A 12,792-nucleotide genomic window follows, 5' to 3' on the forward strand; every position below is an offset into this window, starting at 1 on the left:
GGGGGCGGGACGGCTCGCTAGCATGCGGCGCTTGAGTTGCCGACGCAAGGAGGGCCCTATGGCCCAGGACGCACCCGCCGCCCCTGCCGCCCGCCCCGCGGGCTCAGCGGGCGATCTCCATGCCGCCCTGCACGCGGGTTTTCGTTGGCGGGTGCCGCCTGACTTCAGTCTGGCCGAGGCCTGTTGCGGTCGCTGGGCCCGGGACACGCCGGAGGCCCCCGCGGTGATCTTCGAGGACGAAGGCGGCTGCCGCGCCAGCTACAGCTACGGCCAGCTGCAACGGGCAGCCCATCGTCTGTCCAACGCCCTGGCCCGGCGCGGCGTGCGGGCAGGAGAGCGGGTCGCCTTGATCCTGCCGCAGCGATTCGAAACGGCGGTTGCCCATGTTGCGATCAACCAGCTGGGGGCGGTGGCGGTGCCGCTGTCCATGCTCTTCGGCCAGGAGGCTCTGCAGTACAGGCTGCAGGACAGCGGAGCCGTGCTTGCCATCGCCGAGGGCAGCGTGCTGCCGGCACTGCGAGCCCTGCGGGATCGCTGTACTGCCCTGCGCGAACTCATCGTGGTCGGCGAGGGCGTCGGCGAGGGCGAGACGGCCTGGATGGATGCGCTGCAGGCAGAGGACGCACGCTTCATTGCAGCGGCCGCCCACGCCGAGGCGGCGGCCGTGCTGATCTACACCAGCGGCACCACTGGCCCACCCAAGGGGGCCTTGATTCCGCAGCGCGCCCTCATCGGCAACCTCAGTGGCTTCATCGCCAGCCAGAACTGGTTCGGCTTCGATCCCTTCGACCCCGCCCGCCCCAGCGAGGCCGTGTTCTGGTCGCCCGCCGACTGGGCCTGGACCGGTGGGCTGATGGACGCCCTCTTGCCCACGCTCTACTTCGGCCGCCCCATCGTGGCCTTCCAGGGGCGCTTTTCGGCGCCGCGTGCCTTCGAGCTGATGGAGCGTCATGGCGTCACGCACAGCTTCCTCTTTCCCACCGCCCTGAAGGCCATGATGAAAGCCGTGCCCGAGCCGCGCCGGCAGTACCAGTTACGCCTGGAAGCCGTGATGAGCGCGGGTGAGGCCGTGGGCGACGCCGTCTTTCGCTGGTGCCAGCAGGCGCTGGGGTTGACCGTCAACGAGATGTTCGGCCAGACCGAGATCAACTACGTGGTGGGCAACTGCAGCCGCCTGTGGCCAGCACGACCGGGCAGCATGGGGCGAGCCTATCCGGGTCACCGGGTGGCTGTGATCGATGAGGCAGGCAAGACCTGTCCCCCGGGCGTGCCGGGCGATGTGGCCGTACACCGGCTTGACGTGCATGGCGACCCCGACCCGGTCTTCTTCCTTGGCTACTGGAACCGGCCCGAGGCCACGGCGGCCAAGTTCACCGGCGATCCTTCCGACAGCTGGTGCCGTACCGGGGACACGGCCGTCATGGATGCCGAGGGCTACCTCTGGTACCAGGGTCGCAGCGATGATGTCTTCAAGTCCGCTGGTTACCGCATCGGCCCCAGCGAGATCGAGAACTGCCTGGTCAGGCACCCGGCGGTGGCCAATGCCGCCGTGGTCCCCAAGCCCGATGCCGAGCGCGGGGCACTGGTCAAGGCATTTGTCGTGTTGGCGCCCGGCCATTCGGGTGATGAGGCCCTGGTGCGAGCGCTGCAGGCCCTGGTGAAGGAGCAGCTGGCGCCTTACGAATACCCCAAGGAGATCGAGTTCATCGAGGCCCTGCCGATGACCACCACCGGCAAGGTGCAGCGCGCTGTGCTGCGGCAGCTGGAAGCGCAGCGCGCTGCGGGCGCCTGATCCCGTGATCAGCGGTCCCGCATGGAGGCATGGGCGCCCTTGCGGCCGCTGGGCTCGGGGGGCGGCGGGCCGGGAGGTGGCGGATTGCCCTTGGCGCATTTTCCCGAGGCCTCGGCCAGCAGGTAGAAGGGCGCGCTGAGCAGGCCCATGCCGCCCCCGGCGTACTGGCCCTTGCTGCAGTCACCGTGGCCCGCCTGCTGCATCTTGCGCCCCAGCTTCTCGCTGGCGCTGACGCCCACCTCTTGCTCCTGTGCCATCAGATGCCGCTCAGCCGAGAGCGGCTCGCGGGCGGCCTGGCGCAGGGCCGAACGGGTGGCGGCGCTGTCGATCAGGCGCTCCTGGCCCGCCGAGGCCGCAGGTGCCGCTGGTGCCGCGGGCAGGGCCAGGCTCTGGGGCATGTCCGCGCTGCGGGAGGGCGGCGCCGTCTCGGGCTCCAGGCCGGCGGCGGGCGTGGTCACAAGCCGGGGCCTGGCCTGAGGCGGCGCGGGCGCACGGCGCGTGGCTGCCGCGGGAACCTGGGCAGCGGGGGCTGTGCGCGGGGGACGATCCTGCAGCAAGGTCACGGTGATGCGACCCGGCTCGGTGGGCTGGGTGGCCGGGCGATGCCGCAGGCCCGCCCGCAAGCCAGCCAGCAGCAGCAGGTGCAGGGCAATGACCAGCAGAGTCAGTGGCCATCTTCTGGGCGGGGCAGGCAGGAGGGCGTGGTTCATGCGGTGTGGGTGAGCAGGCCGGGCGCTCAGCCCTGCTCCTCGGGGTCGTTGCCAGGATCGGCATCCGGGCCGGGCTCGTAGGCCAGCAGCTCGCCGGGCTGGCACTGCAACTCGCGGCAGATGCGCGCCAGGGTGTCAAAGCGCACGCCCTTGACCTTGCCGGACTTCAGCAGCGAGAGATTGGCCTCGGTGATGCCCACCCGCTCGGCCAGCTCCTTGGAGCGCATCTTGCGGCGGGCCAGCATCAGGTCCAGGGTCACGACGATGGGCATCAGACGAACTCCGCGTTCTCCTGAGCCACCCGCACGGACTCGCGCATGATGCGCGCCATGGCCACCAGCACCAGGCCCAGCATCAGCAGGGCATAGTGGTCCGAGCTGATGCCCACCAGCAGCTGGCGCTGCCCCGGCGGGTTCTGCCAGCTCAGGGCCAGCACGGCCAGGGTATGGCTCAGCGGGCGTGCGGCCGCCAGGGCCAGCAGGCCCCAGCCCAGCCATTGCAGATGACGCACCGAGGCCAGATCGAAGACACGGCCCGCGGCATAGTGGCCGAACAGGCGCCAGACATGCCATAGCAGCAGCAGACCCGACACCAGCGGCAGGCTCAGCGACAGCCAGAGCACGGCCAGGGTCAGCTTGTCCGGTGTGCGATAGGGCAGCTCCGGCATCACCTCATGCAGCACGTACTGGATCATCAACTCTGGGGCCCAGGCCAGTTGCACGGCGTACTGGATCAGGCCGAAGGCGCCCAGCAAGGCCAGGATCTGCACGGCTCGCGCCAGGCCCTTGAGGGCGAAGGGCGAAGACGGGGGAGTGCGTTGCAAGGTGGCCATCATCACATTCGAAGTCTGAAAATTATTGTATTGCAGCAATTTATTGATGTGCCAATGAAATTCGTCAGGGAGTGCTGCATAGGCTGATGCACACTGCCGGGCCTGCCTTGCTTTTGTCTCACTTGCCCCGCCAACATGTCCAAGAAGTCCTCCCATGTCAGCGAAACCCCGGCCACGCAGGTTCTGCGCCGGCACGGCATTGCCTTCACCGAGCATGTCTACGACTACGTCGAGCATGGTGGCACCTCCGAGTCCTCACGCCAGTTGGGCGTGCTCGAGCATGAGGTGGTCAAGACCCTGGTGATGCAGGACGAGAAGGCACAGCCTCTGATCGTGCTGATGCACGGCGATCGCACGGTCAGCCTCAAGGAGCTGGCGCGCCAGATTCCCTGCAAGAAGGTCGAGCCCTGCAAGCCCGACGTGGCCCAGCGGCACAGCGGCTACATGGTGGGCGGCACCTCGCCTTTCGGCACGCGCAAGGCCATGCCGGTCTTCGTGGAGTCCTCCATCCTGGCGCTGGCGCGGATCTGCATCAACGGCGGCCGGCGCGGCTATCTGGTGGGTATCGAGCCCCGGGTGATCACCGAGCTGCTGCAGGCCCGGCCCGTGCAGTGCGCCAGTGCAGAATAGCGGCCCATGCAAGACCTCCTCTACCCTTTGCTGGCCGGCGTGGCTGGCTACCTCCTGGGCTCCCTGTCGTTTGCGGTGATCATCAGCCGTGTGATGGGCCTGTCCGATCCGCGCAGCTATGGCTCGGGCAATCCGGGCGCGACCAATGTGCTGCGCTCGGGCAACAAGAAGGCGGCCCTGCTGACCCTGCTCTTCGATGCGCTCAAGGGCTATGTGCCGGTGCTGCTGGTGCTGCTCTACGGCGAGCGCTTCGGCCTGGGCGAGGACAGCGCCGCCTTCGTAGGCCTGACCGCCTTCCTGGGCCATCTGTGGCCGGTGTTCTTCAAGTTCGAGGGCGGCAAGGGCGTGGCCACGGCCGCAGGCGTGCTGCTGGCCATCAACCCGCTGCTGGGCGGCGCTACCTTGCTGACCTGGCTGATCATCGCCTGGTTCAGCCGCTATTCTTCGCTGGCCGCCATCGTGGCGGCGGTGTTCGCGCCCTTCTACCAGATGCTGATCTGGGGCGCCTCGCCCACGGTGCTGTACGTCGCGCTGATGGGCCTGCTGCTGGTGTGGCGCCATGAGGCCAACATCCGCAAGCTGCTCAATGGCACTGAAAGCAAGCTCGGCCAGAAGGCCGCCAGTGCCGCGCCGCCCCAGGGCAGCAGCAAGAAGCATCCGCATGGCGAGGGCTACCAGGCCCGCGGCCATTCACACCATCACACGAAGAACCAAGCCAAGAAGAAGGGCAAATGATGACAATCCAACGCTTTGATGTCGGGCAGCGCATGTCCGAAATGGCCGTGCACAACGGCGTGGTCTATCTGGCCGGCCAGGTGGCCTCGGACGCCAGCCTGGACATCACCGGCCAGACGGCCGACGTGCTGGCCCAGATCGACGCCCTGCTGGCTCGCGCCGGCAGCGACAAGACCAAAATCCTGCGCGCCCAGATCTACATCGCCGACGTCACCGAGTTCGCCGGCATGAACGCCGCCTGGGACGCCTGGGTGCCCGCAGGCCACACGCCGCCGCGTGCCACCGTGGAGGCCAGGCTGGCCAAGCCGGAGTGGAAGGTCGAGATCGTGGTCACCGCCGCCGTCTGATCAGCACACCGCAAGACAAAGGCCCCGCCAGCGATTGCTGGGCGGGGCCTTTTCCTTTGAGGGCGCCGTGCTTACTCGGGGATCTGGTACTGCGCCGAGCCCATCAGGTCGATGCCGCACTGCAGGTTCTCGGCCCAGTCGATGAAGTCCTTGATGGCCGGGCCCGCCATGGGGGCGCCGTGCTGCGGCACGATCATCCTGATGTCCAGCTGGCGCACCATGCCGGCCCACAGGCGCATGATCTTGTTGCTGACCATGTAGCGGCGGTGGAAGCCTTCCATGCGTCGCAGATGGGGGCCCAGATCGGTGATGGTCTGCTCTGGGTTCATGTCCGCACCGATGGAGGCACCGAGGTCGCCCGAGAACAGGATGCGGCTGACCGGGTCGTAGAACTGGAAGTTGCCTTCGGAGTGCAGGAAGTGAGCGGGCAGGGCGATCAGATCGAAGCTGGCGCTGCCCTCGCCAAGCCGCAGGCGCTGGCCGGGGTCGGGAATGCCCACGATGCGGCCCACGGTCTTGCCGGGCTTGCAGAAATGCGGGGCGAAGCGTTCCCAGATGCGCGAGATGTAAACGGTGGCGCTGGTGGCCGTCATCCAGCGGTCCAGGGAGGCGATGATGTCCGGGTCCGCATGCGAGGCCAGGATGGCAGCCAGCTTGTGCGGCGGGAAGTGCTGGGACATGCCCAGATAGAGCTCGTTGTAGGCCAGATTGCCGCCCGGGTCGATGATGCAACCCGTGCCCTTGTTGACGATCAGGAACTGGTTGGACTGGACCGCCTCGCCATCTTCGTCGCTCAGCTTCGCGAACATCAGACAGACGTGATCGTCCTTGCGGAACAACTCGATGGCCACCGGCTCTCTCCCTGGATTGGATGAGCCCCTACTCTAGGGGGGGTGGTGTGGCGGTGTCTTGAGGCATCTCAAGACGCAAGGGGAATTCTTGGCCTGGATCAAGAAAGGCGTGGCCCTTTCACGGGCCACGCCTCAGCCTGGATCACAGGGCCGCCGACTGCGGCGCCAGGGGCCCGGGCCTCGCCCTGCTCCAGCGTCCGGGCTGGCTCATGAAGGCCGCCGCATGCCGTCCCGGCGGCCACGGGCTCAAGGCTGGCCTGCGCGGGCCTGCTGCCAGGCCTTGTCCAGAGCCTGGTACGCCTCGCCCTCCTTGCGGTGCTGTGCGGCCATCGCCGCCAGCTGGGCGCGCTGTTCGGCCGACAGTTCCTGGGTCTGGCGCTTCAGCACCTGCAGGAATCGCTCGGAACGCGGGTTCTCCAGGGTGACGCTGACTTGCGCCTGCAGGGCCTGGCCGGGGGCGTCGGGGAGTGCTGCCTGCAGGGCGGTGGGCATCCGGCCAGGCAGGATGGGCTGCAGCTGGGTGAGTGTCCGGCTGCATCCCCGTGCCATCAGTTCGCCCTGGGCACGGGTGTCACCGTCCGGGTAGCCCGAAAGATGCACCGCCAGGCACCAGCTGCCCATGGGCACATGCATCATCATCCGGCGGTGGGTGGCGACCGGGGGGCGGATGCTGTACAGCGCCGCGAACTCCTTGTGCTGCCATGCCTCCTGGCCTTGCTGGCTGTCCAGCTGGACCAGCACGGCCAGCGTCTTGGCGCCATGGAGCGCCTCGTCATTCAGGAGTTGAGCCAGCAGCTGCTCGGGGGGCTCGCTCACCTCGGCTGCGGCCGAAGGCTGAGCGGCCTGAGCCAGCACGGTGGCGCCGACGCACAGGCACACCGCAGACGCACGGCCCAGCAGGCGCTGCCACGCAGGCCTGCGATGCAGGCGCAGGCCCTTCACCCGTTCCAGCAGCGGGTGGCGGTGGGCCCAGCCGGTGCTCAGCACGGGCAGTGCACGCTGGGGATGGGACTTCAGCAAGGCATTGACATAGGTCTTCACAAGGGGCTCCTCTCCTGAGTTGTGGGAATGTGCTTGATTGAGTACGGCTGCATCGCAGGCCAGTTCCTGGTCCAGACGCATGCGTCGCAGCGCCCACCAGGCCAGCGGGTTGAACCATTGCAGGACCAGCAGGCCGGCGGCCAGCAGGTTCCAGGCGTTGTCATGGCGGCGGGCATGCACGGCCTCGTGGGCCAGGATCAGGGACTGCTCGCGGGCGCTGAAGCGCTGCTCGAAGTCCCGGGGCAGCACCAGGCGGGCCTGCCACAGGCCCATCAGTGCGGGGCTCTCGCCAGCCGGGGCCTGCCAGTTGCGGCCCAGGCGCTGCAGCCCACGGGTGAAGCGGCGTTGGCGGCGCACCAGCAGGATCAGCAGCCCGCCCGCCCCCAGGCCCCAGAGCCCGAGCAAGAGGGCAGCCGACGCCAACTGTCCTGGGGGCTTGCTGGCGGGCAGGGCCGGCTGCGATCCCCTGGAGGCCAGAGCCGGCCGCTCGCCGAGCCAGCTCGGCATGACCAGTTCCAGTGCTTGCACCGGCACAGGCAAGACCTGACCCTGCAGCAGGCGTGGCAGGGCGGGGCTCAGCATCATCAGGGGTACCAGCAGCCAGGTCAGGTAGACGGCGCCTGCGTCCAGCAGGCGCCTCAGCAGCGGCCGCAGCAAGGCCAGCAGCAGCACGGCAGCGCTGAGCAGCAGGGTCTGCAGGAGCAGCAGATGGATCCAGGCGCTCTCAGTCATTTTCATGCTCCCGGATCAGTTGCTTGAGCGCCTTCAGGTCGGCCTCGCTGAGCTTGCGCTCCGAGGAGAACTGGGCCACCAGCGGCGCCAGGCTGCCTCCGAAGAGCCGGTCCAGCAGCCCCATGCTCTGGCGCTTGAGCCAATGCTCGCGCTGCAGCACGGGGCTGTAGAGATAACGCCGGCCATCCTTCTCTGCACTGATGGCGCCCTTGTTGAGCAGGCGGTTGAGAAGGGTCTTGATGGTGGCCAGCTGCCAGTCCTGACGGTCTTGCAGGGCTGTGGCGATGTCGTCCGTGCTCTGCGGGGCGCGATCCCACAGGACTTCCATGATCTGGGCCTCGGCGTCGCTGATGTTCATGGTTAGATTACGGCTGTAAACGTCGATATTGTTTACGCGCGTAATCGAAAACGACAAGCGGAGTTGACCAGGTACTTACCCGATCACTGTGCGGCCAAAAAAAAGTCCGCCGAGGGGCGGACTTTGCTGAGTGGGCGACGCTTGGCGCTTGCATGCGCCAAGCCCTTCGCCAGGGGAATCCAGGGGGCTCTGGCGGCTTGGCGCTTGCATGCGCCAAGCCCTTCGCCAGGGGAAGCCAGGGGGGCTCTGGCGGCTTGGCGCCTGCATGCGCCAAGCCCTTCGCCAGGCACAAGACATGCCGCAGGGCATGTCTTGTGTCCGGGCTCAGTCCTCGTTTCTGAAGACGAGCTTGACTTCGTGGGTCTGCTTCTCACCCGTGCCTTCAAAACGCCATTCCATCAGCGCATTGGTCACCGCACGGTCGAAGATGCGCTTGGGCTCGGCCTCCAGAATCTCGACGCCGGTCACCTTGCCATCTCCATCAATCAGGATCCTGGCCTTGACGCTGCCGGCGCTCACGCCTTTTTGCGTGGCCTCGCGCGGGAACTCTGGCGGCACCTTCTTGACCACCTTGGGGCTGGCGTGGACGGCGACGCTCAGCAGGGCAGCGCCCACAAAGGTCAGCAGCCAGCGGGCGATGCTCGTCTTGTCGAACATGGAGCTCATGGCGTTGCGCTTCATCTGCATGGTTTCCCCTGGAAAGTGTTGGTTCATTCGCCGGTACGGAAGAAGTCTACGGCCTGCAGCAGGCGCGAGGAACTGTCGGTGAGCGCCTCGGTGGAGCGAGTCAGCTCGCTCACCAGGCTGGCGTTCTGCTGGGTGCTGCGGTCCAGTTCGTTCATGGCCTGATTGACCACGCCCACGCCTGCAGCCTGCTCTTGGGCGGAATGCGAGATCTCCTCGATCAGCTGGCCCATGTTGTTCACTTCGTCAACCACGCTGCGGATGGTTGCCCCGGCATTGTTGACGTGCCCGGTGCCCTGCTCGACGCGCACCGACGACTCCTGGATCAGGACCTTGATCTCCTTGGCCGCCGCCGCCGCACGCGAGGCCAGCGCCCGGACTTCCGAGGCCACCACGGCAAAGCCCTTGCCATGCTCGCCAGCCCGGGCGGCTTCCACCGCAGCGTTCAGGGCCAGGATGTTGGTCTGGAAGGCGATGCCGTCGATGACGCCGATGATGTCGCCGATCTTCTTCGAGCTGGCGCTGATCTCCTGCATGGTCTCCACGACCTGCGCCACCGCATTGCCACCGGCTGAGGCCGACTGGCGGGCCTTGCCGGCGATGTTGGCGGCCTTGCGGGTCAGCTCGCTGGCGCCGCTGAGGTTGGCGGCGATCTCTTCCACCGAGGCGGCCGTGGTCTGCAGGTTCGAGGCCGAACGGGCCGTGCGCTCCGAGAGGTTGTTGTTGCCGCCGGCGATCTCGCCGGAGTTCTGGGCCACCTCGCGGGCGGCGGTGCTCACGCTGCTGACCACGCCACGCAGGGCGCGCTGCATCTCCTGCATGGCGTCCAGCATCTGGCCGAGCTCGTCGCGGCCCATGGTGCGGATGTCGTGGGTCAGGTCGCCCTGGCTGATGGCCTCGGCGGCGCTGCGGGCCTCATGCACAGGCACGATGATGCTGCGCGTGATCAGCAGGCCGCCGCCAGCGCCCAGCACCACCGCGGCGATCACCAGCACCACGGTGACGATGACCGAGTTGCGCGCCACCTCGCCGTCGGCGATGGCGAGGTCCTTGGCGGACTCGAACTGCAGGTCCACCAGCTGCTTGAGCCCGTCCTGGTAGGCCTGCTGGGCGGGGCGGACGTCGGTGATGAGGCTCTCGCGGGCCTCGTCGGGGCTGCCGTCGGCCTGGACCTTGAGGAACTTGGCGACCGAGGCGAAGAACTTGGCCTGGCGCTCCTTGACGCTGTTGAGGACCTCGGTCTCCTTGGGCGTGTCGATCTGCTGCTGCAGGGCGCCCAGCTGCTTGTCGATCTCCTGCAGGGCGCCGTCGATGGCGGCCTTCTGTTTCTTGATCTGCCGGGCTTCGTCCAGCAGCAGCAGGTCGCGCGAGGCGCGGGCAATGACGTTGACATTGCCTTCCAGCGCATTGGCCGCGGCGATCTTCACCAGGCTCTGGTTGGCCGTGCGATCCAGATCCTTGGCCAGGCGGTTGGCACTGCTGGCACCGTAGGCACCGATGACCACCAGCAGCACGATCAGCAGGCCATAGCTCAGGGAGAGGCGCTGGCTGATACGCAGGCTTGTCAAAAAGCTCATGTTCTTGTCCTCGCAGTTGAAGTCCTGGAGGGGCTTGTGCAGCCCTTCGGGACAGGCGCGCGATGCTGGCGGGACCGGTGCCGCATCAAACCGTGCCTGTTGCGGATTGTGTCGGCAGCAATCCCCCGGTGGTGTGGCTCAAATGCGCTCAATTTGATGCGCATTTCGCGGTCAAGCGGCAAATATGCGGCGTGCCAGGCGGTCACTCGAGCTGCAAACCGAGGCTCTCGGGGTTACCCCTGCCCTGGCGGATGAGCACCGGCTCGTCACCGCTAAGGTCGATCACGGTGGTGGGCTGCATGGGGCAGGCACCGGCGTCGATGATGGCTTGCAGTTGGCGGTCGAAGCGCTCGCTGATCTCGTGGGCGTCGTTGAGGGGCTCGGTCTCGCCGGGCGGGATCAGGGTGGTGGCCAGCAGGGGTTGCCCCAGCAGCGCCAGCAGGTCCAGCGTGACCCGGTGCTCAGGCACGCGCAGGCCGATGGTGCGCCGTGACGGATGCGAGACCCGGCGCGGCACTTCCTTGGTGGCCTCGAGGATGAAGGTGAAGGGACCCGGCGTGGCGTTCTTCAGCAGGCGGTACTGCTTGTTGTCGACCTTCGCGTAGGTGGCGAGCTCGCTGAGGTCGCGGCACAGCAGGGTGAGATGGTGTTTCTCGTCGACCCCGCGCACGCGGCGCAGGGCGTCGGCCGCCGCCTTGTCGTCCAGGTGGCAGACCAGGGCGTAGCTGGAATCGGTGGGGATGGCGACCACGCCGCCGGCATGCAGGATCTGCACCGCCTGACGCAGGAAGCGGGCTTGCGGGTTGTCCGGGTGGACTTCAAAGAATTGGGCCATGGGGGCATTGTGTGCCTCCCATGGCCCGAGGGTGTGGCGTGGGCGCCGCGGGACTGCTGTGCGAAGGGTCAGTCGAAGGTGAACACGAAATGCTGCTCCACCTCCAGGCCGCCCTTGGGCGGCGTGCAGACATAGCGGCTGATGGCCTCGCGCACCGGCTCGCGCAGCTGGGGCTCGCCGGCCACGCGGATATTGGCCGGTGCACCCTGGGCATTGATCTCGAAGAGCGCGGTCAGCGAGAACTGGCCCTTGAGGTCCAGATCAGGGATGACGGGGCGCTGCGTCTGCGGGCAGGCCTGGGACGCCGTCAGGGGCGGCTGGGCGGGCGGTGGCTGGGCAGGCCCGGCGCGCAGGGCCTGGACGCCCGCCGTGGCCAGCAGGGCAGCGACGCAGAGGCCCAGGCGGCCGAAACGGCGGCGCCACAGCGGCAGGGTGGAATCGGACTTCAGCATTGCGATCCTCTCTTTCAAGGGATGGGTAGGCTGCCAGGCCGAGGCAGCGATCGGTACTGCGGGGAAGTCAAACAGGGGATCGGTCTTCAGCAAGGCCTGGGCATAGCTCTTCCATTGCCCGGGCTGCTGCCGCAGCAGGGCGGCATCGCAGGCGAGTTCCTGGTCCTGCCGCAGGGCAGGCAGGGCCCACCACAGCAGTGGGTTGAACCAGGCCAGGGCCTGCAGCAGTGCCGCGAGCAGGCGGGTGGCGTTGTCATGGCGGCGGGCATGCATGGCCTCGTGGGCCAGCACCCAGGCACGCTCCTGGGGCGTGAAGCGATCCTCGAAGTCCAGGGGTAGCAACAGGCGCGGTCGCCACACGCCCACCAGGCCCGGCGAGCTGCCGCGCGGGGTACGCAGGCAGTCCTGCGGATCCAGGGGCAGGGCGCGCAGGAAGCGCCAGTGCTGCAGCCCGTGCCAGGTGGTCACCAGCAGGGCTCCCAGCGCCCACAGCAGCGGCCCAGCCTGCGTGGGCATGGAGACCGCCTGCACACCGGCATCCAGCGAATCCCATGCCGCCCGCCAGACCACGGGCGCCAGTTGCAGGCGCGGCAGGCCGGTCTCCGGCAGGATCGCACAGGCCATGCACAGCAGGGGCAGCAGCCACACGGCATAGGCCTCCTGGGCCCCGGCGATGCGGCGCAGGGGACGGCGTAGCAGGGCCACGGCCAGCAGGCCCAGGCTCAGGCCCAGATGGGCTTGCCAGAGTCTCTGCAGCAGGGCGTCCAACCAGGGCTCAGCGCTCATCGTCATGCTCCTTCAGCAATTGGCGCAGGGCCTCGGCGTCCTCGGCGCTGAGCTTGCGCTGGGCCGAGAAATGGGCCACGAGCGGTGACAGCCGGCCGCCGAAGACGCGGTCCAGCAAGCCCATGGACTCCGAGCCCTCCCACTGCGCCCGCTCGATCAGGGGCTCGTAGAGGTAGCGGCGGCCGTCGCGGTCGGCCTTTACCGCGCCCTTGTTGAGCAGGCGGTTCAGCAAGGTCTTGACGGTGCCCAGCTGCCAGCCGTCCTGCGGCGGCAGCGCGGCGAGGATGTCCTCGGCGCTGAGGGGATGGCGGACCCAGAGGGCCTGCATGATCTGGGATTCGGCGTCGGAGATGGTGCTCATGATTCGACAACAGTTGTTGACGAATTGATTGTCAACGCCTGTTGTCGATATGCCCAGTCCAGAAAAACC

At 67.7% G+C, this 12,792-nt stretch carries 15 protein-coding genes; 4 read left to right on the forward strand and 11 right to left on the reverse strand.

The window, feature by feature from the left end; all coding sequences use genetic code 11:
- The first annotated feature begins 58 nt into the window (after nt 1-58).
- Nucleotides 59-1,792: an acyl-CoA synthetase gene (locus ACS5PK_RS17120; RefSeq protein ID WP_439441464.1), complete on the forward strand. Its 1,734-nt coding sequence runs from the start codon at nt 59-61 to the stop codon at nt 1,790-1,792.
- A gap of 8 nt (nt 1,793-1,800) precedes the next feature.
- Here ACS5PK_RS17120 and ACS5PK_RS17125 read toward each other — a convergent pair whose 3' ends face one another.
- The 3 genes from ACS5PK_RS17125 to ACS5PK_RS17135 are packed head-to-tail and all read right to left on the reverse strand — an operon-like array spanning nt 1,801 to nt 3,325.
- Nucleotides 1,801-2,502, reverse strand: coding sequence for a hypothetical protein (locus ACS5PK_RS17125; RefSeq protein WP_439441465.1), 702 nt, complete (start codon nt 2,500-2,502; stop codon nt 1,801-1,803).
- A 26-nt stretch (nt 2,503-2,528) separates the two neighbouring features.
- The gene (locus ACS5PK_RS17130; protein WP_439441466.1) at nt 2,529-2,774 is read right to left on the reverse strand and encodes a helix-turn-helix domain-containing protein; all 246 of its coding nucleotides are present in this window, start codon (nt 2,772-2,774) and stop codon (nt 2,529-2,531) included.
- On the reverse strand, nt 2,774-3,325 hold the full coding sequence (locus ACS5PK_RS17135; protein WP_439441467.1) for a DUF2975 domain-containing protein: 552 nt from the start codon (nt 3,323-3,325) through the stop codon (nt 2,774-2,776). The genes ACS5PK_RS17130 and ACS5PK_RS17135 overlap by 1 nt, the downstream gene beginning before the upstream one ends.
- A gap of 144 nt (nt 3,326-3,469) precedes the next feature.
- On the opposite strand from ACS5PK_RS17135, the gene ACS5PK_RS17140 reads away from it, so the two are divergent.
- Genes ACS5PK_RS17140 through ACS5PK_RS17150 form a run of 3 tightly spaced genes read left to right on the forward strand, consistent with a single transcriptional unit; the run spans nt 3,470 to nt 5,046 of the window.
- Complete coding sequence (locus ACS5PK_RS17140; protein WP_439441468.1) at nt 3,470-3,964, forward strand: aminoacyl-tRNA deacylase; 495 nt, start codon at nt 3,470-3,472, stop codon at nt 3,962-3,964.
- Between the two features lie 6 nt (nt 3,965-3,970).
- Nucleotides 3,971-4,699 carry a glycerol-3-phosphate 1-O-acyltransferase PlsY gene (gene plsY / locus ACS5PK_RS17145; RefSeq protein WP_439441469.1) on the forward strand — a complete coding sequence of 243 codons (729 nt, stop codon included), beginning with the start codon at nt 3,971-3,973 and terminating at the stop codon, nt 4,697-4,699.
- Complete coding sequence (locus ACS5PK_RS17150; protein WP_439441470.1) at nt 4,696-5,046, forward strand: RidA family protein; 351 nt, start codon at nt 4,696-4,698, stop codon at nt 5,044-5,046. The genes plsY and ACS5PK_RS17150 overlap by 4 nt, the downstream gene beginning before the upstream one ends.
- 71 nt (nt 5,047-5,117) lie before the next feature.
- Here the strand turns inward: ACS5PK_RS17150 and ACS5PK_RS17155 are convergent, their stop codons facing one another.
- The 8 genes from ACS5PK_RS17155 to ACS5PK_RS17190 form a co-directional block, all read right to left on the reverse strand.
- Entirely contained in the window at nt 5,118-5,897 is a 780-nt protein-coding gene (locus tag ACS5PK_RS17155) for an MBL fold metallo-hydrolase (protein WP_439441471.1), read from the reverse strand.
- Nucleotides 5,898-6,143: 246 nt separating this feature from the next.
- On the reverse strand, nt 6,144-7,670 hold the full coding sequence (locus tag ACS5PK_RS17160) for a M56 family metallopeptidase (RefSeq protein WP_439441472.1): 1,527 nt from the start codon (nt 7,668-7,670) through the stop codon (nt 6,144-6,146).
- Nucleotides 7,663-8,028: a BlaI/MecI/CopY family transcriptional regulator gene (locus ACS5PK_RS17165; RefSeq protein WP_439441473.1), complete on the reverse strand. Its 366-nt coding sequence runs from the start codon at nt 8,026-8,028 to the stop codon at nt 7,663-7,665. The genes ACS5PK_RS17160 and ACS5PK_RS17165 overlap by 8 nt, the downstream gene beginning before the upstream one ends.
- A gap of 324 nt (nt 8,029-8,352) precedes the next feature.
- A complete protein-coding gene (locus ACS5PK_RS17170) occupies nt 8,353-8,715 on the reverse strand; it encodes a TonB family protein (RefSeq protein WP_439441474.1) in 363 nt (120 codons plus the stop codon).
- Between the two features lie 23 nt (nt 8,716-8,738).
- Nucleotides 8,739-10,289 carry a methyl-accepting chemotaxis protein gene (locus ACS5PK_RS17175; RefSeq protein WP_439441475.1) on the reverse strand — a complete coding sequence of 517 codons (1,551 nt, stop codon included), beginning with the start codon at nt 10,287-10,289 and terminating at the stop codon, nt 8,739-8,741.
- A 202-nt stretch (nt 10,290-10,491) separates the two neighbouring features.
- A complete protein-coding gene (locus ACS5PK_RS17180; RefSeq protein WP_439441476.1) occupies nt 10,492-11,124 on the reverse strand; it encodes an L-threonylcarbamoyladenylate synthase in 633 nt (210 codons plus the stop codon).
- Nucleotides 11,125-11,192: 68 nt separating this feature from the next.
- Nucleotides 11,193-12,362 (reverse strand): M56 family metallopeptidase, encoded by a 1,170-nt coding sequence (locus ACS5PK_RS17185; protein WP_439441477.1) that lies wholly within the window; start codon nt 12,360-12,362, stop codon nt 11,193-11,195.
- Complete coding sequence (locus ACS5PK_RS17190; RefSeq protein ID WP_439441478.1) at nt 12,352-12,723, reverse strand: BlaI/MecI/CopY family transcriptional regulator; 372 nt, start codon at nt 12,721-12,723, stop codon at nt 12,352-12,354. The genes ACS5PK_RS17185 and ACS5PK_RS17190 overlap by 11 nt, the downstream gene beginning before the upstream one ends.
- Between the last annotated feature and the right edge of the window lie 69 nt (nt 12,724-12,792).

Origin of the sequence: Roseateles sp. DB2 (genome assembly GCF_051857535.1) — a bacterium.
Lineage (GTDB): Bacteria > Pseudomonadota > Gammaproteobacteria > Burkholderiales > Burkholderiaceae_C > Roseateles_B.

Coding starts and splice junctions, on each gene's coding strand:
- ACS5PK_RS17125 (WP_439441465.1), bottom strand. CDS start 2,502: ATGAACCACGCCCTCCTGCCTGCCCCGCCCAGAAGATGGCCACTGACT.
- ACS5PK_RS17120 (WP_439441464.1), top strand. CDS start 59: ATGGCCCAGGACGCACCCGCCGCCCCTGCCGCCCGCCCCGCGGGCTCA.
- ACS5PK_RS17150 (WP_439441470.1), top strand. CDS start 4,696: ATGATGACAATCCAACGCTTTGATGTCGGGCAGCGCATGTCCGAAATG.
- ACS5PK_RS17180 (WP_439441476.1), bottom strand. CDS start 11,124: ATGGCCCAATTCTTTGAAGTCCACCCGGACAACCCGCAAGCCCGCTTC.
- ACS5PK_RS17160 (WP_439441472.1), bottom strand. CDS start 7,670: ATGACTGAGAGCGCCTGGATCCATCTGCTGCTCCTGCAGACCCTGCTG.
- ACS5PK_RS17140 (WP_439441468.1), top strand. CDS start 3,470: ATGTCCAAGAAGTCCTCCCATGTCAGCGAAACCCCGGCCACGCAGGTT.
- ACS5PK_RS17165 (WP_439441473.1), bottom strand. CDS start 8,028: ATGAACATCAGCGACGCCGAGGCCCAGATCATGGAAGTCCTGTGGGAT.
- ACS5PK_RS17170 (WP_439441474.1), bottom strand. CDS start 8,715: ATGCAGATGAAGCGCAACGCCATGAGCTCCATGTTCGACAAGACGAGC.
- plsY (WP_439441469.1), top strand. CDS start 3,971: ATGCAAGACCTCCTCTACCCTTTGCTGGCCGGCGTGGCTGGCTACCTC.
- ACS5PK_RS17130 (WP_439441466.1), bottom strand. CDS start 2,774: ATGCCCATCGTCGTGACCCTGGACCTGATGCTGGCCCGCCGCAAGATG.
- ACS5PK_RS17175 (WP_439441475.1), bottom strand. CDS start 10,289: ATGAGCTTTTTGACAAGCCTGCGTATCAGCCAGCGCCTCTCCCTGAGC.
- ACS5PK_RS17185 (WP_439441477.1), bottom strand. CDS start 12,362: ATGAGCGCTGAGCCCTGGTTGGACGCCCTGCTGCAGAGACTCTGGCAA.
- ACS5PK_RS17190 (WP_439441478.1), bottom strand. CDS start 12,723: ATGAGCACCATCTCCGACGCCGAATCCCAGATCATGCAGGCCCTCTGG.